The 18,759-nt window shown below is 71.6% G+C and carries 18 protein-coding genes; 11 read left to right on the top strand and 7 right to left on the bottom strand.

Translation table 11 applies throughout. The features are described from left to right. Window positions 1–65: 65 nt before the first annotated feature. Window positions 66–1,091, bottom strand: coding sequence for a hypothetical protein (locus ACIRU3_RS32095; protein WP_404063665.1), 1,026 nt, complete (start codon window positions 1,089–1,091; stop codon window positions 66–68). A gap of 370 nt (window positions 1,092–1,461) precedes the next feature. On the opposite strand from ACIRU3_RS32095, the gene ACIRU3_RS32090 reads away from it, so the two are divergent. Genes ACIRU3_RS32090 through ACIRU3_RS32075 form a run of 4 tightly spaced genes read left to right on the top strand, consistent with a single transcriptional unit; the run spans window position 1,462 to window position 3,645 of the window. Continuing rightward, complete coding sequence (locus tag ACIRU3_RS32090) at window positions 1,462–2,373, top strand: DMT family transporter (protein WP_404063662.1); 912 nt, start codon at window positions 1,462–1,464, stop codon at window positions 2,371–2,373. Between the two features lie 31 nt (window positions 2,374–2,404). Then, complete coding sequence (locus ACIRU3_RS32085; protein WP_404063659.1) at window positions 2,405–2,920, top strand: NUDIX hydrolase; 516 nt, start codon at window positions 2,405–2,407, stop codon at window positions 2,918–2,920. A gap of 21 nt (window positions 2,921–2,941) precedes the next feature. Continuing rightward, complete coding sequence (locus tag ACIRU3_RS32080) at window positions 2,942–3,334, top strand: YidH family protein (protein WP_404063656.1); 393 nt, start codon at window positions 2,942–2,944, stop codon at window positions 3,332–3,334. Then, window positions 3,322–3,645, top strand: coding sequence for a DUF202 domain-containing protein (locus ACIRU3_RS32075; protein WP_404063653.1), 324 nt, complete (start codon window positions 3,322–3,324; stop codon window positions 3,643–3,645). The genes ACIRU3_RS32080 and ACIRU3_RS32075 overlap by 13 nt, the downstream gene beginning before the upstream one ends. 120 nt (window positions 3,646–3,765) lie before the next feature. Here the strand turns inward: ACIRU3_RS32075 and ACIRU3_RS32070 are convergent, their stop codons facing one another. Beyond that, entirely contained in the window at window positions 3,766–4,716 is a 951-nt protein-coding gene (locus ACIRU3_RS32070) for an NADP-dependent oxidoreductase (RefSeq protein ID WP_404063650.1), read from the bottom strand. A gap of 115 nt (window positions 4,717–4,831) precedes the next feature. On the opposite strand from ACIRU3_RS32070, the gene ACIRU3_RS32065 reads away from it, so the two are divergent. From ACIRU3_RS32065 to ACIRU3_RS32055, 3 genes are all read left to right on the top strand, one after another. Continuing rightward, window positions 4,832–5,131, top strand: coding sequence for a hypothetical protein (locus ACIRU3_RS32065; RefSeq protein WP_404063647.1), 300 nt, complete (start codon window positions 4,832–4,834; stop codon window positions 5,129–5,131). A 170-nt stretch (window positions 5,132–5,301) separates the two neighbouring features. Next, window positions 5,302–6,324: a phosphotransferase family protein gene (locus ACIRU3_RS32060; protein WP_404063644.1), complete on the top strand. Its 1,023-nt coding sequence runs from the start codon at window positions 5,302–5,304 to the stop codon at window positions 6,322–6,324. A 6-nt stretch (window positions 6,325–6,330) separates the two neighbouring features. Beyond that, complete coding sequence (locus ACIRU3_RS32055) at window positions 6,331–7,554, top strand: acyl-CoA dehydrogenase family protein (RefSeq protein WP_404063641.1); 1,224 nt, start codon at window positions 6,331–6,333, stop codon at window positions 7,552–7,554. A gap of 88 nt (window positions 7,555–7,642) precedes the next feature. On the opposite strand, the gene ACIRU3_RS32050 is transcribed toward ACIRU3_RS32055, so the two are convergent. The 3 genes from ACIRU3_RS32050 to ACIRU3_RS32040 are packed head-to-tail and all read right to left on the bottom strand — an operon-like array spanning window position 7,643 to window position 10,700. After that, window positions 7,643–8,236, bottom strand: coding sequence for a TetR/AcrR family transcriptional regulator (locus tag ACIRU3_RS32050; RefSeq protein WP_404063638.1), 594 nt, complete (start codon window positions 8,234–8,236; stop codon window positions 7,643–7,645). Between the two features lie 23 nt (window positions 8,237–8,259). Next, the gene (locus tag ACIRU3_RS32045; RefSeq protein ID WP_404063636.1) at window positions 8,260–9,930 is read right to left on the bottom strand and encodes a class I adenylate-forming enzyme family protein; all 1,671 of its coding nucleotides are present in this window, start codon (window positions 9,928–9,930) and stop codon (window positions 8,260–8,262) included. Then, window positions 9,927–10,700, bottom strand: coding sequence for an SDR family oxidoreductase (locus ACIRU3_RS32040; RefSeq protein WP_404063633.1), 774 nt, complete (start codon window positions 10,698–10,700; stop codon window positions 9,927–9,929). The genes ACIRU3_RS32045 and ACIRU3_RS32040 overlap by 4 nt, the downstream gene beginning before the upstream one ends. A 183-nt stretch (window positions 10,701–10,883) precedes the next feature. Here ACIRU3_RS32040 and ACIRU3_RS32035 point away from each other — a divergent pair, with 183 nt between their 5' ends. Both ACIRU3_RS32035 and ACIRU3_RS32030 read left to right on the top strand, forming a co-directional pair. Beyond that, complete coding sequence (locus ACIRU3_RS32035) at window positions 10,884–12,113, top strand: exo-beta-N-acetylmuramidase NamZ domain-containing protein (RefSeq protein ID WP_404063630.1); 1,230 nt, start codon at window positions 10,884–10,886, stop codon at window positions 12,111–12,113. A gap of 81 nt (window positions 12,114–12,194) precedes the next feature. Continuing rightward, on the top strand, window positions 12,195–13,508 hold the full coding sequence (locus tag ACIRU3_RS32030; protein ID WP_404063627.1) for a serine-threonine protein kinase: 1,314 nt from the start codon (window positions 12,195–12,197) through the stop codon (window positions 13,506–13,508). A gap of 18 nt (window positions 13,509–13,526) precedes the next feature. Here the strand turns inward: ACIRU3_RS32030 and ACIRU3_RS32025 are convergent, their stop codons facing one another. Continuing rightward, window positions 13,527–16,319: a penicillin acylase family protein gene (locus tag ACIRU3_RS32025; protein ID WP_404063625.1), complete on the bottom strand. Its 2,793-nt coding sequence runs from the start codon at window positions 16,317–16,319 to the stop codon at window positions 13,527–13,529. Between the two features lie 256 nt (window positions 16,320–16,575). Here ACIRU3_RS32025 and ACIRU3_RS32020 point away from each other — a divergent pair, with 256 nt between their 5' ends. Further along, the gene (locus ACIRU3_RS32020) at window positions 16,576–17,178 is read left to right on the top strand and encodes a hypothetical protein (protein WP_404063622.1); all 603 of its coding nucleotides are present in this window, start codon (window positions 16,576–16,578) and stop codon (window positions 17,176–17,178) included. Between the two features lie 91 nt (window positions 17,179–17,269). Continuing rightward, window positions 17,270–17,998 (top strand): 3-keto-5-aminohexanoate cleavage protein, encoded by a 729-nt coding sequence (locus ACIRU3_RS32015; RefSeq protein WP_404063619.1) that lies wholly within the window; start codon window positions 17,270–17,272, stop codon window positions 17,996–17,998. Here ACIRU3_RS32015 and ACIRU3_RS32010 read toward each other — a convergent pair. Further along, a complete protein-coding gene (locus ACIRU3_RS32010; protein ID WP_404063616.1) occupies window positions 17,944–18,678 on the bottom strand; it encodes a hypothetical protein in 735 nt (244 codons plus the stop codon). The genes ACIRU3_RS32015 and ACIRU3_RS32010 overlap by 55 nt on opposite strands. Window positions 18,679–18,759: the final 81 nt, after the last annotated feature.

Genomic DNA, 18,759 nt, shown 5'->3' with positions numbered 1-18,759 from the left:
CGAGCACTACCGGCCCCCGTGAGGCCAGCGAGTACGGTCAGCGGTCAGACTTCCGTAATCACTTCTCACCTATGTCCATCACTTCTCACCTGCGTCCCGGGACGATCGTTGCCGAGCGCGCGGTACCGGGCGGCGCGAAAGGCCTGCCAGGCGTCGCGATGCGGGTAGGACCAGGGAGCCCTGGTGGCGTGGCGGCCGATGCGCTGGAACAGGGCCGCGGCCTCGGCCGGACGGCCGGCGCAGGACATGGCGAAGGCCAGGTGGTTGAGGTCGGTGTGGCGGCGGGGGTGGTCGTCGTGCTCCCACTCCAGCCACCAGTCGAAGGCCGCGCCCAGGAACCGGCGGGCCCTCGGTCCGGACCAGTGCCCGGAGCCGTCCGGGTCGGCGGGGGCCAGTCCGGTGGCGGCCAGGGCCCGGTAGCGCTCGGCGTACGCGACCACCGGCAGGACGGCCAGCGGGGAGTCGGCGGGGGCCTCGGCGGCGGCCCGCTCGGCGAGGTCGTACACCTCGTGGGACTCGGACCGGCCGCCCTGGGGGCGCTCGGCGAGCCGGGCGACCAGCAGGTGGTGGCCGTGGTGGTGCTCGGGGTGACGCTCGCGGAGTTCCGCGAAGGTCCGCAGCAGCTCGCTCTCCGGGCCGAGCGTGCGCGCCAGCTGGAGCAGACCGAGCCAGGGCGTGGGGTCGGCAGGGGCGAGTGCGGCGGCGGTGCGGCAGGCCTCGCGGGCCGGGCCGGCCTCCTCCTTGCCGCGCAGGGCGCGCTGGACCTGGGCCAGGGCGTGCAGGGTGGTGGCGTCGGCGGACCCGGGTTCGGCGAGCAGCCACTCATGGGCCCAGGCGGCGGCGTACGGCTCCCCGGCGAGCACGGTGATGCGGTGGCCCCGGCGGTCCCAGTCGTCACCGGTGTGCAGCAGCAGAGAGCGGGCGGCCTGCCAGCGGCCCTGGGTCAACGCGGCCCGGGCGGCGAGGAGTTCGACGTCGTCGAGGGCGTCGTCGAAGGCACCCGCCAAGGCGCCGGAGTCGTCCGGCGCGGTGTCGCCGGGCCGGTCCGTGGGGGCCCGGCGAGCGCCGAGCAGAGGCGGGAGTGGGGTCACCGCAGGACTTCCTGATTCTCGGGCTGCCATCGACCGATCACGCACAGCAAACCCTCAGCCAAGGTTCGCGTCAAGCGGAACCGGGGTGTCACTGGCTGCAACCAGCCTGCGGGGAGGGGCACTTGAGACACGAGCGCCCTGGTCGCCGTACTGAGGGTACGGGGTGCGGTCGGGCTGCTGTGGCGTACGCCATGGCGCCGGACGTCGGCACGGCCGACCATGGGCCGGACGGTCCCGCCGTCCGCTGCCGTCGCCCCTGCGATCGGCCCGGCACCGTGACCGAGACAACTGCCCGGTTCCGGGCACTCTCCGGGGCAATGGCGCCCCGGGAGCGCTACAGTCGGCCACTACGCGTCCGTGGTCCGGCCGGATGATCGAGGTACGCAGCGTGTCCGTTCTGGTTCTCCTTCTCGCCGTGAGTGCGGCCTGCTGTGTGGGCTTCGGGTTCGTGCTCCAGCAGGACGCCGCCCAGAAGGCACCGCTCGGCGACTTCCTGTCGTTCCGGCTGCTGCTCGACCTGATGCGGGTGCCGCGCTGGCTGGGCGGCATCGCCCTGATGGTGGCCGGCATGGTGCTGGGCGCCATCGCGCTCGGCAAGGGCGAGATCTCCCTGGTCGAGCCACTGCTCGCCACGAACCTGCTGTTCGCGCTCGCCCTGTCCCGCCACCGGACCAGACAGTCCCTGGGCCGCCAGGGCTGGGCCGGACTCGCGCTCCTCGCGGGCGGTGTGACCGCGTTCATCGTGGCGGGCGAACCGCGTGGCGGCAGTGCCGTCGCCGACCCGCTGCGGCACTGGCTGATCATCGGCGCGATGCTCGGCACGGCCATGGTGCTCACGACATACGCCAAGCGCTCCCGGCTGAGCTGGGGTCCGGTGCTGCTGGCCACCGCCGCCGGGCTGCTGTACGGCGTGCAGGACGCACTGACCCGGGTGAGCGGCACCCTCTTCTCCGAGGGCGGCTTCACGGAACTGTTCACCAGCTGGCAGCCGTACGGCGTGCTCGCTCTGGGCGTCACCGGTCTTGTCCTGGTGCAGAGCGCCTTCGAGACGGCTCCGCTGCGCATGTCGCTGCCCGCGCTCACCGCGGCCCAGCCGCTCGCCGGCATCCTGTGCGGCGTGGGCTTCCTCGGCGACCGGCTGCACACCGGCACCGGGGCGCTGGCCTGGGAGGCGGCGGGGCTCGCGGCGATCGTCACGGGCATCGTGCTGCTCGGGCTGCACCCGGCGATGCCGTGCGGCACGTCGGATCGGGAACCCGCCCGGGACCTGCAGCGGCGCTGAGCCCCCGCCGGAGCCCTGCTTGGATACGGGCATGAACCCTGCTGACGAGATCCTCGACATCGTCGACGAGCACGACCGGGTCGTCGCCCGGGTCCCGCGCGGTGAGGCGTACGCCAAGGGCCTGCGCCACCGGTGCGTCTTCATCCAGGCGCGGGACGCGGCAGGGCGGCTCTTCGTCCACCGCCGCACCGCGACCAAGCTGGTGTTCCCCTCCCTCTACGACATGTTCGTCGGCGGGGTCGTGGGAGCCGGCGAGTCCTACGACGAGGCGGCGCTGCGGGAGGCGGAGGAGGAACTGGGGGTGACCGGTCTCCCCCGGCCGACCCCCCTCTTCAGGTTCCTGTACGACGACGGGGCCCAGAACAGCTGGTGGTCGGCGGTGTACGAGGTGCGGTGCGACCTTCCGGTACAACCCCAGGCGGAGGAGGTCCAGTGGTACGACTTCCTGCCCGAGGACGAGGTGGAGCGGCGGCTCGGCGAGTGGGAGTGGGTGCCGGACGGGCTGGCGGCGTACGAGAGGCTCAGGGCGTTCCGGTCGGCCCGGTGACACCCCGGTAGGGTCCAGCGCGTGATCGAATTCGTGCGGAACGTACGGCTCTGGTTCGCACCGGAACAGGTACGGGAAGAGGGCAGCACCCCCGACTACCGGTTCTCGCTGGCCAACGAGCGCACGTTCCTGGCCTGGCTGCGGACCGCGCTCGCGCTGATCGGCGGTGGATTCGCGGTGGACCAGTTCCTGCCGGACCTGCGCTGGTCGTGGCGGGTCGGTCTCGCCCTCGCGCTGCTCGCCGCGGGTGTGCTGTGCTCGCTGCGCGCGGTGAACCACTGGGTGCGCTGCGAGCTGGCGATGCGGCGGGGCGAGGACCTGCCGGCGTCCCGTTTCCCGGCGGTACTGAGCCTGGTGGTCGCGGTGGTGGCCGTCGCGATGGTCGTGGTGGTACTGGTCGGATGGGAGGGGTGAGCGCGGAGGGCCGGGATCCGGGGCTGCAGCCGGAGCGCACCCGGCTGGCCTGGCGGCGGACGACACTGTCGAGCACGGTGGCCGCCGTACTCGCCGTGAAGACCGCGCTGCACGGCGGGGCCTCGGCCGCCGGTGTCGTCATGTGTGCCCTGTGCTGTGCGCTCTGGCTGGGCTTTCTTTGGGTGGCCCACCATCGGATCCGCACCCTCACGACGAGCCCCCGCCCGCCCGCGCTGGCACCCCGGCACGCGACGGCAGCGGTGCTGTGCACGGTGGCGATGGCCGCGTGTGCGGCCGTACTCGTGGTCTAGCCGGGTCCAGCCGTGCTCATGAGCCAGGGCCCGGCCGCCGGATCATGCCGGAATCGTGGGGTCTGGCACGCGCATCCGCCGGACAGGGCCCAGAGCGGCCTGGAGGGGCCTGGAGGGGGCCTAGAGGACGCCCTCCTCGGCCTCCCAGTCCACCGTCACCACGATCTTCCCGCGGGTCCGGCCCTCCTGGTTCAGCCGGTGCGCGTCCGCCGTCCGCTCCAGCGGAAAGGTCTCCTGGACGTGCACGGACACGACCCCTTGTTCCGCCAGCTCGGACAGGCGGGTCAGGTCCTCGGCGTCGGGGCGTACGAAGTGGTAGCGGCCGCCGTAGCTCACCACGTCCGGGTCGGCGATCGACGCCAGGCGGCCCTCGGAGGCGAGCAGGTCGGCCGAGGTCTTCAGGGTGTCGCCGCCGATGGTGTCGAAGGCCGCGTCCACGCCTTCGGGAGCGATCCCGCGCACCCGTTCGGCCAGGCCCTCGCCGTAGGTCACGGGCTCGCCGCCGAGGCCCCGTACGAAGTCGTGGTTGTGCTCGCTCGCCGTGCCGATGACCCGGGCTCCGAGATGGACGGCGATCTGGACGGCCACCGAGCCGACCCCGCCGGCCGCCGCATGCACCAGGACCGTCTCACCTCGCTTGACCTCCAGCGCCTTGACGAGCACCTGATAGGCGGTGAGCCCCACCAGCGGCAGACCGGCGGCCTCCTCGAAGGACAGGTTGCGCGGTTTGCGGGCCAGCGTGCGCACGGGAGCTGCGACGTACTCGGCGCAGGTGCCCCGGGACAGGAAGTCCTCGCGGACGTAGCCGATCACCTCGTCGCCGACGGAGAACTCCGTCACCGAGGCTCCGGGCTGCACCACCACCCCGCTGACGTCCCAGCCGGGCACGACCGGGAAGACCGCGTCCAGGATGGCGTCGAGATATCCTTCGCGGCACTTCCAGTCGACCGGATTGATGCCCGCCGCGCGCACCTTGACCAGCACCTGGTCCGGGCCGACCTTCGGGTCGCGCACCTCTCCGTACTCCAGCGCCTCGGGTCCGCCGTAGCGGCTGTAGCTGATGCCCTTCATGCCCTCGACCCTCCGGGGTACTCGTACGCCACGCAATCGGTATGCCCCTATATGTACCGTTTGCGCGCGTAGCCTGTCCGTCGCCACCCTTCCGCACCCTCCGAAGGCGAACACCATGACGACGCTTCACCAGGAACACACCGAGCACGGCACACACAGCCACGGCCCCGGCTGCGGGCACACCGCCGTGCCGCACGGCGACCACCTCGACTACGCGCACGACGGCCATCTGCACCGCGAGCACGGCGGCCACTGGGACGAGTGCGAGCCGGCCGGCCACACCGCGCACGAGGGCCATGACCACGTGCACCACGAGGAGTGCGGGCACGCCCAGGTCCGGCACGGCGACCACATCGACTATCTGCACGACGGGCACCGCCACGCAGAGCACGGGGACCACTGGGACGACCACTGACCTGCCGCGAGGCAGAATCCGACGGCTCCCCGGACAGCGCACCGGGGAGCCGTCGGCCTATCGTGGCTCCGGTCACGTTTCTCGCCACGTTCGGCGTATGCACTGGACGACATACCGACCGGTCGGCATCATAAGTCGGGTTCCTGTTCGCCCGTTCGTAGGAGTGATGTATGAGCGCCGACCACCCGCCCGGACTCGATCCCGACCGGCTGCGCGGGCTGCTCGACCGTGAGCGTCCCGGTCTGGTGAACGGTCCGCTGACCGGCCGGCTGATCGAGGGCGGACGGTCGAACCTCACCTACGCGGTCTCCGACGGCACCTCGAAGTGGGTCGTCCGGCGGCCGCCGCTCGGCCATGTGCTGGCCACCGCACACGACATGAAGCGCGAGCACCGGGTGATCAGCGCGCTGCACCCGACGGACGTACCGGTCCCCCGCCCCGTGCTGCTGTGCGAGGACGAGGAGGTGCTCGGAGCGCCGTTCTACGTCATGGAGTTCGTCGAGGGCACCCCTTACCGCACCGCGGACCAGCTCGCCCCGCTGGGCGAGGAGCGCACCCGCAACGCGGTGCTGTCCCTGGTGGACACGCTGGTCGAGCTGCACGCGGTGGACCCCGCCGAGGTGGGCCTCGCGGACTTCGGCCGGCCCGAGGGCTTCCTGGACCGGCAGCTGCGCCGCTGGGGCAAGCAGCTGGACGCCTCCCGCAACCGCGAGCTGGCCGGCATCGACGAGCTGCACGCGGCCCTCGGACGCGCCATGCCCACCTCCCCCGCGCCCACCGTCGTGCATGGCGACTACCGGCTGGACAACGTCCTGATCGGCGCCGACGACCGGATCAACGCGATCCTCGACTGGGAGATGTCGACGCTCGGCGACCCGCTGACCGACCTGGGCCTGCTGGTGATGTACAGCCGGCCGCTCGGCATGCCGCACTCCCCCGTCTCCACCACCGCCGAGGCACCGGGACACCCGTCCCCGCGGGAGCTGATCGAGCGGTACGCCGCGCGATCGGGGCGCGATGTCTCCGCCGTCTCCTGGTACACGGCGTTCGCCTGGTTCAAGCTCGCCGTGATCCTGGAGGGCATCCACTACCGGTACACGCTCGGCCAGACGGTCGGGCGCGGCTTCGACCGCATCGGCGAACTCGTGCCCGTCTTCATCGACCACGGACTGACCACTCTTCAGGAAGGCTGAGCAGACATGGACTTCGCGTTCGACGCCCGCACGGAGGAGCTGCGCGCCAAGCTGCTCGCCTTCATGGACGAGTACGTGTATCCGGCGGAGACGGTGGCGGAGGAGCAGCGCGCCGCGCTGGCCTCACCCTGGGACACTCCGGCCGTGGTCGAGGAGCTGAAGGCGGAAGCCCGCAGGCAGGGCCTGTGGAACCTCTTCCTGCCGGACGCCGAGTACGGCGCCGGGCTGACGAACCTCCAGTACGCGCCGCTCGCCGAGATCACCGGCCGCTCCCCGCAGCTCGCGCCCACGGCCCTCAACTGCGCGGCACCGGACACCGGCAACATGGAGGTGCTCTCGCAGTTCGGCAGCGAGCAGCAGAAGAAGCAGTGGCTGGAGCCGCTGCTCGCCGGTGAGATCCGCTCGGCGTTCGCGATGACCGAGCCGGAGGTGGCCTCCTCCGACGCCACCAACATCACCACGCACATCGAGCGAGCCTCCGACGGCACGGACGAATACGTCGTCACCGGTCGCAAGTGGTACATCTCCGGGGCGATGAACCCCGACTGCAAGATCTTCATCGTGATGGGCAAGACCGACCCCGACGGGTCGGACATCCGCCGCCAGCAGTCGATGATCCTGGTCCCGCGCGACACCCCGGGCGTCACCGTCAAGCGCGCGATGCAGGTCTTCGGCTACGAGGACCACTACCACGGCGGCCACGCCGAGGTGATCTTCGACCAGGCGCGCGTGCCCGTCGCCAACCTGATCGGCGAGGAGGGCGGCGGCTTCGCCATCGCCCAGGCCCGGCTCGGCCCCGGCCGGATCCACCACTGCATGCGGCTGATCGGCATGGCCGAGCGGGCGATCGAGCTGATGTGCCGGCGTGCCGTGTCCCGTAGCGCGTTCGGCAAGGCGCTGGCCCAGCAGGGCGTGGTCCAGAACTGGATCGCGGACGCCCGGGTGACGGTCGAGCAGCTGCGGCTGCTGGTGCTGAAGACGGCCTGGCTGATGGACACCGTCGGCAACAGGGGCGCCCACACCGAGATCCAGGCCATCAAGATCGCCACGCCCCGGGCGGTGGTCGACATCATCGACCGCGCGATCCAGCTGCACGGCGCGGGCGGCGTGAGCCAGGACTTCCCGCTGGCCGAGCTGTACGCGGGAGCGCGCACCCTGATGATCGCCGACGGCCCGGACGAGGTGCACCAGCGGTCGCTGGCGCGGCGGGAGCTGAAGAAGTACCTCTAGGGAAGCGTGCGTAAGGGGCGGTCGCCATGGCGACCGCCCCTTACGTGTACGTCCAGGAGGTCACGGACTGCACGTACCTCCACGCGCGTTACGGGCGCAACGCCCGCAGCAGCAGGTCGGCCAGGTGGTCGGCGACCTCCTGGGGGGTGAGGGGGCCGTCCGGGCGGTACCAGGTCGACAGGTGGTGGACCGAGCCGAAGTGGTAGTCCACGACCAGGTCGGCCGGGGTCGCCGTGGAGAAGACGCCCTCGCGCTGGCCCTCCTCGATGAGGGCGCGGAAGCGCTCGTGGTAGCGCCGGCGCTCGGCGCGCACCTGCTTGTTCTTCTCCGGGCTCAGATGGTGCATGGAGCGGAAGAAGATCATCGCGTCGTCGAGGTTCTCGATCGTCGTGACGACGACGTCGGCGGCCGCGGCTCTGAGACGCTTCTCGATCGGCTCGTCCGCGCCCGCGAAGGCGTCCAGCCGCTCCTGCTGGACGCGCAGCACACGCGCGTACACCTCGTGCAGAAGGTCGTCCTTGGACCCGAAGTAGTGGTACAGCGCCCCCTTGGTGACGCCGGCCGCCTCCACGATCTCCTGCACCGAGGTGCGGTCGTAGCCTTGCTCGGCGAAAAGGCGGGTGGCGGCGTTCAGCAGCCGCTGCGGAACGGGCGTCCCGTCTCCGTCCGTCGTCCTGGGCACTGCCGCCACCTGCCTTTCCGTCGTTACTGCTGACTGTCGTGCGCGCGGGAACGCAGTTCCCGACGGAGGATCTTCCCACTCGCCGTCTTGGGCAAGTCGGGCAGGATCTCCACCTGGCGCGGGTATTTGTAGGCCGCCAGTCTCTCCTTGCAGTACACCGCAAGTTCATCCGGGTCCGCCTCGGCGCCCGGACGCAGGCTGATGTAGGCCCTGACGGTCTCACCGCGGTAGCCGTCCGGCACGCCGACGACGGCCGCCTCGCGCACCGCCGGATGGGTGTAGAGGACGTCCTCGACCTCACGCGGCCAGACCTTGAAGCCGGACGCGTTGATCATGTCCTTCTTGCGGTCGACGACGTACAGCCAGCCCTGCGGGTCCATGAACCCGATGTCGCCGGTGCGCAGCTCGCCGTCCGGGAAGGTCTCGGCGGTGGCCTCGGGGCGCAGCCGGTAGCCGGGTACCACCTGGGGCCCTCGTACGACGATCTCGCCCTGCTCGCCGAAGGGGACCTCCTCGCCCCGCTCGTCCACGATGCGCACGACCGTGTCCGCGCCGGGCACACCGACCGCCAGCGTCCCGGAGACGGGGTCGACGGGCGCCTCCAGGCCGGGCGGGACGGCGGCGCAGGGGCCGGTGCACTCGGTGAGGCCGTAGCCGACGCGGATGTAGGGCCCGAGGCGGTCGCGGAACTTCTCCACCAGGGCGGGCGGCACGGGGGCGCCGCCGGAGGAGATGTTCACGAAGGAGGCGAAGTGCTCGCGGGTGACCTCGGGGTGGGCGGCCAGGGCCATATAGGCGGTGGACGGGCCGACCGTGTAGTGCGGGCGGTGCTCGGCGAACGCCTCCAGGACGACACCGGGCTCGAATCGGTAGGTGAGCACCAGCGTGCCCGCGCTGTTCAGACAGGCGCCGAACTGGCACACCATCCCGGTGATGTGGAACAGGGGGGCGAGCGCGTAGTAGACGGGGGCCTCGGGCAGGCCGAGCCCCGTCCGCTGGCGCTCGGCGTTGTGCATGATGTTGCCGTGCGTGTTGGTGGCGCCCTTCGGGGTGCCGCTGGTGCCCGACGTGTAGCTGACCAGCGCGATGTCCTCGGGGCGCGGGTCGCGGCCCTCGGGTGCCCGGCCGCCCTGCCGGGCGACCGTCACGAGATCGTCGGCGTCCGGGGCCTGGGGCAGCCGCTCGAAGGTGAGCACGCGCGTGTCGTCACGCGTCTGGAAGTCCAGCTCGCACCCGGTGAGCACGATCCGCACCGGCGAGTCGGCGGCCGTGTCCCGCAGATACGACTCCCAGGCCCGGTCGGAGCAGATCAGCGCGGCCGCCTCGCCGTCCCGCAGGACGTGGGCGACCTCGGCCGACTTGTACATGGGGTTGACGGGCACGACGGTGGCGCCCGCCTTCCAGGCGCCGAGGACGGCCAGCACGAAGTGCGGGGAGTTCTGCAGCAGGACGGCGACCCGGTCGCCGCGCTCCAGACCGCGCCCGGCGAGGTGGGCGGCCACCGAGTCGCTCAGCTCGTCGGCCTCGCGGTAGCTCAGCCGGGCATCGAAGTAGGCGAGGAAGGTGCGGTCGGGAGCCTCGGCGACGGCGTGGCGCAGGGCGTGCACCAGGGAGTCGGCGGGGTCGATCGGGCCGCGCTGGGCCTCGTTGAGCAGGGCCAGCCAGGGCCGGGCCGCGTACGGGGAGGGGCTCACCGGCCGGCCTCCCACTTCTGCTGGATGTGGTTCATACCCGCGAGCCAGCGGTCGGGGGTGGCGGCCCGCGCCTGGTAGTACTCGGCGACCTCGGGGTGCGGCAGGATCAGGAAGCGGTCCTCCTCGATGCCCTGGAACAGGGCGTCGGCGACCGCCTCCGGCTCGATCGCGGTCGGCCGCAGCACCAGGTCGCCCGCGCTGCCGGTGGCGGCCAGCATGTCGGTGCGGACGCCCTGGGGGCAGATGGCGTGCACCTTGACGCCCCGGTGGCGGTAGGTGAGGGACAGCCACTCGGCGAAGGCCAGCGCACCGTGCTTGGTGACGGCGTAGGCGGGGGCACCGATCATGGTGAGGAGTCCGGCGGCCGAGACGGTGGAGACGAACCGGCCGCGGCCGCGCTCCAGCCAGTGCGGCAGCAGCGCGTGGGCCGCGCGGACATGGGCCATCACATTGACGTCCCAGGACAGCTCCCAGGACCGCTCGTCGAGGGTCTCGCCCGCCCCCTCGTACCCGAAGGCGACGCCGGCGTTGGCACAGTAGACGTCCACGGAGCCGCCGAGCGCGTCGCGGGCATCGCCGACGATCGCGGAGGCGTCGCCCGGTACGGCGATCCCGCCGATCTCCCCCGCCACCGCCTCGGCCTTGCCGGCATCCAGGTCGTTGACGACCACCCGGGCACCCTCGGCGGCGAACCTGCGGGCCAACGCGGCCCCGATCCCACCGCCCGCTCCGGTGACGACCACTCCCGCATCCTGCACGGCTTCCACCATCGGTCTCCTTCGGCACGACGCGACTCGGCTCAGCGACGGCCAGACTAACCGGTCGGTATGTGTGAGGGAAGGGCAATCGCACCAACCTAAGGAGCGCGGGGCAGTGCCCAGAAGGCAGCTCTGCCGCACATGCTCGACCAGCCAGACCCGGCCCGCACCTGCCACACATCCGGAGGTCACCCCATGCACCTTTCCAGACGGAGCCTTCTGGCATCCGCCTCCTTGGTGGCGGCGCCCGCAGCGCCCTTCACGGCCAAACCCCGCGAGCACCTGCAAACGGGCTTCGAGCGCCTCACGGCCGACGGCTACGCCCTCCTGCACGGCCAGAAGGTCGGAATCGTCACCAACCCCACCGGCATCACCACGGACGCCCGCCACATCGTCGACGTCATGCACGCGGACCCCCGCGTCAGGCTGACGGCGGTCTTCGGCCCCGAGCACGGCTTCCGCGGCACCGCCCAGGCGGGCGGCTCCGAGGGCCGCTACGACGACCCGGCGACCGGTCTGCCCGTCTACGACACCTATCTGAAGAGCGGCCGGCCGCTGGCGGACATCTTCGCCACCTCCGGCGTGAACACGGTCGTCTTCGACATCCAGGACGTGGGAGCCCGCTTCTACACCTACATCTGGACGCTGTACGACTGCATGGAGGCGGCCCAGCTCGCGGGCAAGCGGTTCGTCGTCCTCGACCGGCCCAACCCCGTGACCGGCCGCTCGGCCGAGGGGCCGGTCCTGCACAAGGAGTTCGCCACCTTCGTCGGCCGGCAGCCCATAGCGCAGGCGCACGGCATGACGGTCGCCGAGCTGGCCCGGCTGTTCAACGGGGAGTACCTGAGCACGCCCGTCCCGCTGGAGACCGTGCTGATGACGGGCTGGAAGCGCTCGTGGTTCCACGACGCCTCGGGCCTGCCCTGGGTGCCGCCGAGCCCGAACATGCCCACGCCGGACACCGCGCTGGTGTACTCGGGCACCTGCATGTTCGAGGGCACCAACCTCTCCGAGGGGCGCGGCACGACCCGGCCCTTCGAACTTCTCGGCGCCGAGGGCATCGACGGGCGATGGGCCGCCGCGGTCAACGAACTCGGGCTGCCGGGTGTGCGGTTCCGGGAGGCGTATTTCGCGCCCACCTTCTCCAAGTTCGAGGGCAGGACCGTCGGGGGCGTGCAGATCCATGTGCACGACCGGGCCGCCTACGACCCCGTGCGCACCGGGGTGACCCTGCTGGTGACCGCGAGGAAGGTCTGGGGCGGCTTCGCCTGGCGCTCGGACAACTGGATCGACAAGCTCACCGGCTCCACCCGGGTGCGGACGATGATCGACGCCGGAGCCGGCCCGGACGAGGTGGCCGCCGCCTGGCAGGACGAGCTGGCCGCGTTCCGTGGGGTTCGAAAGGAATATCTGCTCTACAAGTGACCCGCACCGTATGGCCAACTCTGCCACGCCGCAGGACGATACGACCGCATCGCATCGTTTCGGGGGACGAGGGAGCCTGGTATGGCGGATCCGGGGACGGGTGTGACTCCCTACTGGGAGCTGACCTTCGACGCGGACGGGGACGTGGACGGCCCGGAGCGCGACCGGCTGCTGGCGCAGGTCACGGACCGGGGCGTCCGTGACCTGATCGTCTTCGCGCACGGCTGGAACAACGACCGTTCGGGCGCCACCGCGCTGTACCGGAGTTTCTTCGCCCCGGTCCCGAAGCTCGCCCCGAAGGCGCGGATCGGGTACGTGGGTGTGATCTGGCCGTCGATGCGGTTCTGCGACGAGCCGATCCCGGACTTCCCGAGGTCGGTGGCGGCCGTGGCGGCAGAGGCGGTGCCGCGTCCGGCGCTGGACAAGGACACCCGGCGCGCCCTGCTGGAGACCTTCCCGGGCCGGGCCACCGTGCTCGATCAGCTGGCCCGGATGCTGGACGAACAGCCCGCCGGCGAGCAGGGGTTGGCGGAGTTCGGGCGGCTGGTGCGGCTGCTGGTCGAACCGTCACCGGACGGCCCGCGCCGGGTGAGCGCGACGGACACGGCCGAGGAGGGCGAGCCGGCCGTGTTCGGCGGGGACCCGGCCGCGGTCTGCGACGAGTTCGCCCAGGCGCTCGCCGGGCTCGGCTCGTCCGGCGGGACGGCGGAGTTCTCGCTGCCCAACCCGTGGGAAGGCGCCAAGGAGCTGCTGCGGCAGGCGACGTACTACACGATGAAACGGCGCGCCGGGACGGTGGGCGAGCACGGGCTCGGGCCCGTCATCGGGCAGCTGGCCGGTGCGGCCGCGCAGGTGCGGGTGCATCTGGTCGGCCACAGCTTCGGCGGGCGGCTGGTGTCGTTCGCGCTGCGCGGGCTGCCCGACGCGGTGCGCAGCGTGAAGTCCGTGACCCTGCTCCAAGGGGCCTTCTCCCACTACGCGTTCGCGGCACGGCTGCCCCAGGACGCGGACAGGGCAGGCGCGCTCCAGGGCCGGCAGCACCGTGTCGACGGCCCGCTGGTGTGCTGCTACTCGCACTTCGACTCCGCACTCGGCACCGTGTATCCGCTGGCCTCGCGGATGTCGGACGACGACCGGTCGGTCACCGGGTTCGACCTCGGGCTGATGCCGGGTGCCCGGTGGGGAGCCATGGGTCACGACGGGGTGCAGGCGGTGCCGGGCACCGTGGGTCTGGACCTGGCCGCGGCCCTGCGCGGCCCCCTGCCCGCGTCGGGGTGTGTGAATGTCGACGCGGCCGCGGTCGTCCGCCGCGGGGGCCCGCCGGCCGGGGCGCACAGCGACATCGTGCACCCGGAGCTGGCGCGGGTGGTGCTGGCGGCGGGCCGTATCGCCTGACCCGCCGCCCGCATCACCTCAGCGGTGCGAGGTGTACTCCACGACCTGCTGGAAGGTCGGCCGGTTCTGCCAGCTGATCTTGCCGTGCTTGATGCCGCCCAGGGTGCGCTGGTTGATCGAGTCGGCGCACCACTGGTCGCCCGCCGAGCACAGGTCGTCGCCCGGGTAGACCTGGGCCGCGGTCAGGCCCGCGGCCTGCTTCAGGCTGCCGATCAGGACGTCCCGGCACGCGCCGAGGCTGCCGCCGCCGCAGTACTTCTGGGCGAGACCGCCCTGCACGGACTCGCCGAGCACCGCCCGGATGTCCTTGTCGACATAGCTCCACCAGCCGTACTGGAAGGAGCTTCCGGCGTGTGAGCCGGTCGGGCCGTGTCCGGCGGACGGGGCCTCGTCCACGGGCAGATTGCCGGTGAACGCGGTGTACAGGTCGCTGCCCAGGCCGGGTTCGAACTCCGCCTTCACCAGCAGCGGCCACCAGGCGTCCAGGATGCGGATCGCGTCGGCGTCGGCGTACGTCTTCGAACCGGCCGAGGTCTCGGTGCGCCGGGCGCCCGCGGTCACCCATGTCTGGAGCTTGCTCACCGCGGCGGCGGCCGTGGGATCGGTCACCGGGGAGGAGTTGATCACCTTCAGCAGCTTCGGCAGCACGTCCTCGGCGCGCAGGTCGGCGAGGGCCGCGTCCGCCATCGCCTTCACCAGCGCCGAACGGGTCACCCCGCCGGCCGCGACCAGCTTCTTCACCCGGTCCTCCAGCAGGTTGCCGCGGTGCACCGACCCGTCGCCCCAGGACGCGGTCGTGTAGTCCTTGGCCTGCTTGTTGTTCCAGGAGATGTAGTAGTCCTGGTCGGTCGAGTTGGGGTGGGCGGAGGCCGGGGTGTAGTCGGCCGTGTTGGTGGCAGGGTCCCAGTTCTTCCACTCGTACGCCGGCTGCGCCCACACCGGGAACTCGGCGTCGACGCCGCTCGCCCGGACCGGGTTGTCACCGCTGTTGTAGTAGGCGGTGTGCCGGGAGTCGGCGTAGAACCAGTTGAAGGTGTAGTTGATGTGCTGGGCCGCGCTCTGGAAGTCCTTCGGTCCCTTGACGTAGTCGGGGTCGTTCAGCATCTGGAAGCCGATGATCGAGTCGGCCTCGTGGAGGTAGGAGGAGCGCAGCGTGGTGTAGGCGACCTTCTTGCCGCCGACGGTGGCGCGGTACTCCACCGGCCCGTACCTCGTACGCCACACCCGCATCGTGTACGACCCCGCCGCCGTGCCGTCGGCCACGGTCGGCTTCCAGGCGTTCTTCTGCTCGACCTTGTCCATCGCCGTGCAGGTGCCGCGGTACAGATAGTGGTAGTCGTCCTGGCACAGCTCGACGGCGTAGGTGTCGATGATGTCCTGGCCGGAGGTGGTCGCGCTCCACGAGTAGTCCTGGCCGCGGCCGAGTTCGACGTACATGCTCAGGCCGGCGAAGGAGGCGCCGCGGGCGCTGATGCCCGGGCCCTGGATCTCCTGGAGCATGAGCAGCTGCGGGGCGAAGTAGCCGGTCTGCGGTCCGAAGACGGCGACGGGGTGGCCGCTGGCGGTGTACTTGCCGCCGACCACCAGGGCGTTGGACATCCCGCGCCTGGCGGAGCCGAGCGCGGTCCTGGCCGCCGTGCTGGAGGCGGCCTCGGCGCTCGTGGTGCCGGCGCTGCCCGTGCGGTCGTAGACGAGCGGTTCCTGGGTCACCGAGCCGGGATCGGGCAGGGCCTCGCCCTGGGGGCTGTCGGGCTTGGCGGCGTAGGGGAAGCTCTCGCCGTCGTGGACGGTGAGGACGGCCTCGGCGTCGTTGCGCTCGCGGAAGGACTCCCAGACCTTGGTGCCCTGCTCCACGCCGTACTTGGACTGGGCGGCGATCAGGGACAGGGCGTTGTTGACCTCGCCGCCCCCGCCGGAGCCGAACAGCGAGCCGACGACGGAGCCGAGCGCCACCAGATCGGTGATCTTGAAGTGGTCTATGGTGCCGGCGTTGGTGATGGAGTCCTTGTGGCCGGTCAGGACGTACTCACCGGGGAAGTAGCGGCCGCTGTCGGAGGCGTCGATATAGGCATTGATGCCGGCGAGGTAGGCGTTGGCGTCGGCGAGGGCCTGCTGACCGCGGGCGCCGTTGTTGGCGACAGCGTGGTCGATCTGCGCCTGGAGGTCCGCCTCGGTGTAGGGGGCGTTGCGATAGAACTGCTGCTCAAGCCCCTGGTTGGCGGCCGCGCCGCCGGCGAAGCCGGTCAGCTGGCCGCGGCCCACGTGCCGGAACACATCCATCAGCCAGAGCCGGTCCTCGCCGGCCGCGTACCCGGCGCCGAACTCGGTGCCGTACCGGGTGGTGCCTGTGATGTGCGGCACACCGGCCTTCTTGTCACGGATGATCGTCACGTCGCCGCGGCCGGCGGGTTTCTCGGTGGAGGCGACCTGGTCGGAAGGGACACCGAACGAGGCGTCATTGAAGAAGGTGTTGATCTTCGAGTCGGTGAGCCCCGAGTAGCCGGTCGCCAGGTTGGCGTACGGTCCGAGCTGGTCCTCGGCATGCGAGGGCTGGATGCCGAAGGCCTGGTTGAGCAGGATCTGGGCGAGGGTCGCGTTGCCGTTCTCGCCCGGCGGCAGGATGTCCGAACACTGGCCGCCGCAGTAGTCGTTCGAGGCCGCGACGCTCTCCTCGGCCGCCGCTGTCCGGGTGAGCGGACAGAGAAGTCCTGCGACTAGCACGCATACGGATGCCGTCTTCAGGAACCCGGTGAGCCTGCGGGGAGTTCTCAGTTTGTCGAACAACACGTTGCGTGGGGTGCGCCGTGGCATGGCAGCTCCTCCCGACGGGGGTGGGCCGGACGTTACCGCCGGTATCCCCGGGATTGAAGATGAACATGCGTCAACTTTTGGAGTGGATGGAGAAGATGCCCGGCGGTCAACCCGGGGCGCCTTATGGGAGGGCATCGGAAATCGGATGGAGCCGGATCGTGTGTCGATACGTCTACTCGGCGACGTCGCGCGGAACCCGTACGGCGACGCCGAAGTGACCGAAGTGCGGACGCAGGTGTGACGGAGGTGCAGGGCGATGGCCGGATTCCGAAGTCTGGCGAGACAGGTGCGCGATCAACGGTGTGATCTGGCGCTGCGGCGCTACTCACTGCGCAAGTGCCTGGAGCGGTTCGCTCCTTACGGGCACCGGGCGACCTGGGACCATCTGTGCTCCCGGGCCGGTTTCGGTCCGGAGGACCGGTCACCCGATCCGGCGCGGCTCGTGGCCGCACTGGAGGAACTGGAGGAGGCGCGGGCGGTCTGGCTCGGCTACGAGGCCGAGTTCGCCGAGCGCCGCAAGAAGGAGAAGCACGACGGGCTGCGCCGGCCGGGCAGCGTGGACGACTGGCACCGGCTGACCTGGGGCGGGTTCGGGGTCGCATGGTGCGACGACCCGCGGGTCCACCCCGACGAGCCCCTGGCCGAGGTGCTGCGCCGGCTGATCGCCGCCCTGGAGCGGGAACCGGGCGCGGCGTGCCCGGTGTGCGGCGGGGAGCGCCTCGTGTGGAAGTACGGCCTGGACCACGAGCCTTCGTCCGGTCCGGTCTGCACGGACTGCGGGATCCTCGTGCCCCGGCCCGTGCTCACGCGCGAGGCGCTGGCCTGCGCCGGGCGTGGACGGCTGCTGATGTCGGCCTGACCGGCAGAGGGGGAACCGGGGGTGCGCCGGGGGATGCCGCACCCCTTGCCCGGACCAGGGCGTTGTCAGTGGCGGCCGCCACCATGGGGGCATGATGCAGGTGTGTGTCAACGGGCGCCGCTCGGCCGCCGACGGGGCAGCGGTGCCTTTGTCGCCTCGGGAGTTGGCGCGGTCCGCCGCACAGGCCGTCGCGGCCGGGGCCACGGAGGTCCATGTCCATCCGAAGACGCCGTGCGGACACGACAGTCTCTCCCCACGGGTGCTCGCCCCGACGCTCGACGCCCTGCGGGCGCGGGTGACGGTGCCGCTCGGAGTGAGCACCGGTGCCTGGGCCGAGCCCGATCCGGCCGCCCGGCTCGACCGGGTGCGCGGCTGGTCGGTGCGGCCCGACTTCGCCTCGGTCAACTGGCATGAGCCGGGCGCCGAGGAGGTCGCCGGGCAGTTGCTCACCATGGGCATCGCGGTGGAGGCGGGCATCTGGTCCGGCACCGACGGAGCCGCCCGGTTCGCGGCCTCGCCGCTCGGGCCGAGTGTGCTGCGGGTGCTCGCGGAGGTGACCGACCCGGACCCGGCGACCGCTGAGGCGTCGGCGCACGTCCTGCTCACCGGCCTCGGCGACGCACACGGCCGACCGGTTCTGCTGCACGGCGAGGAGGGCGGTGCCTGGCCCGTGCTGAGGCTGGCCGGACGCCTGGGCCTGGCCACCCGGATGGGCGTCGAGGACACGCTGTCGCTGCCGGGCGGCGCACGAGCCGCCTCCAACGCTCAGCTGGTGGCCGAGGGGTTGGTCCAGTACGGGTCGTTCCAGCGCTCCTCGTAGGGCAGGCCCACGAGTCGGGCCCGGGTCGCCAGGTCCGGCTCTCCCCGGGCGCGCAGCCGGTCGGGCGCGTGCCGGGCGAGCCAGGCCCGGAGTTCGGCGACGCCGGCGGACTCGTCGTCCCGGGTCCACCAGATGAACGGCCAGTGGTCGCTGCTCAACGTGCACAGCCAGTCCCGCGCACAGTCGACGAGGTGCGTGTCGGCGACCGGGTGCGCCTGCCACCGGTCGAGCAGCGGAGTCATCGTGCGCAGGATCGAGGCGCCTGTCTCGAACACGTCCTGGACGCGGTACGGCGGCTCGGGGGACGTGAGCACGTCGTCCCACCAGGCGAGCACGAACGCCTCCACCGCCGCCGCCTGCCCGGCCGGCCAGGAGCGCCAGTCCACCCGGCTCAGACCGTGCGGGCTCCAGCCGAGGTCGTCCAGGCCGCCGTCGGCCATCGCCCGGGCGCACTGCGGCAACAGGCGTCGCATCACGGCGGCGTGGTCCTCGAAGTGGCCGGGCACCTTGTGGACGAAGCGGCGCAGCAGGTCGGGCGGGACCCGGGTGTACGGCGTGCGCAGATATGCCGTCTCCTGCGGCGCGAAGCAGCGCTCACAGCCGGTCTCGGTGGGGCTGGAGAATCCGTTGAAGACCGTGTCGATGTCCGCGAGCGCGGCGGCAAGGGCGGGCGTGGACATGGGAGTTCGGCCCCGTTCGGTACTCCGTGCCGGGCGTCGCCGCCGACCGAAGATCGTGACGCTACCAGCCGCTAATCCGCT

It is taken from the genome of Streptomyces sp. NPDC101151 (assembly GCF_044768335.1).
Taxonomy (GTDB): Bacteria; Actinomycetota; Actinomycetes; order Streptomycetales; family Streptomycetaceae; genus Streptomyces.
This window is presented reverse-complemented; position numbering and strand designations above follow the sequence as displayed.

What these genes read in the sequence shown, in the direction of transcription:
- ACIRU3_RS32065 (WP_404063647.1), top strand. Translation starts at nt 4,832, where the DNA reads ATGACGACGCTTCACCAGGAACACACCGAGCACGGCACACACAGCCAC.
- ACIRU3_RS32025 (WP_404063625.1), bottom strand. Translation starts at nt 16,319, where the DNA reads ATGCCACGGCGCACCCCACGCAACGTGTTGTTCGACAAACTGAGAACT.
- ACIRU3_RS32020 (WP_404063622.1), top strand. Translation starts at nt 16,576, where the DNA reads ATGGCCGGATTCCGAAGTCTGGCGAGACAGGTGCGCGATCAACGGTGT.
- ACIRU3_RS32015 (WP_404063619.1), top strand. Translation starts at nt 17,270, where the DNA reads ATGATGCAGGTGTGTGTCAACGGGCGCCGCTCGGCCGCCGACGGGGCA.
- ACIRU3_RS32085 (WP_404063659.1), top strand. Translation starts at nt 2,405, where the DNA reads ATGAACCCTGCTGACGAGATCCTCGACATCGTCGACGAGCACGACCGG.
- ACIRU3_RS32075 (WP_404063653.1), top strand. Translation starts at nt 3,322, where the DNA reads ATGGGAGGGGTGAGCGCGGAGGGCCGGGATCCGGGGCTGCAGCCGGAG.
- ACIRU3_RS32070 (WP_404063650.1), bottom strand. Translation starts at nt 4,716, where the DNA reads ATGAAGGGCATCAGCTACAGCCGCTACGGCGGACCCGAGGCGCTGGAG.
- ACIRU3_RS32035 (WP_404063630.1), top strand. Translation starts at nt 10,884, where the DNA reads ATGCACCTTTCCAGACGGAGCCTTCTGGCATCCGCCTCCTTGGTGGCG.
- ACIRU3_RS32010 (WP_404063616.1), bottom strand. Translation starts at nt 18,678, where the DNA reads ATGTCCACGCCCGCCCTTGCCGCCGCGCTCGCGGACATCGACACGGTC.
- ACIRU3_RS32090 (WP_404063662.1), top strand. Translation starts at nt 1,462, where the DNA reads ATGATCGAGGTACGCAGCGTGTCCGTTCTGGTTCTCCTTCTCGCCGTG.
- ACIRU3_RS32030 (WP_404063627.1), top strand. Translation starts at nt 12,195, where the DNA reads ATGGCGGATCCGGGGACGGGTGTGACTCCCTACTGGGAGCTGACCTTC.
- ACIRU3_RS32060 (WP_404063644.1), top strand. Translation starts at nt 5,302, where the DNA reads ATGAGCGCCGACCACCCGCCCGGACTCGATCCCGACCGGCTGCGCGGG.
- ACIRU3_RS32040 (WP_404063633.1), bottom strand. Translation starts at nt 10,700, where the DNA reads ATGGTGGAAGCCGTGCAGGATGCGGGAGTGGTCGTCACCGGAGCGGGC.
- ACIRU3_RS32055 (WP_404063641.1), top strand. Translation starts at nt 6,331, where the DNA reads ATGGACTTCGCGTTCGACGCCCGCACGGAGGAGCTGCGCGCCAAGCTG.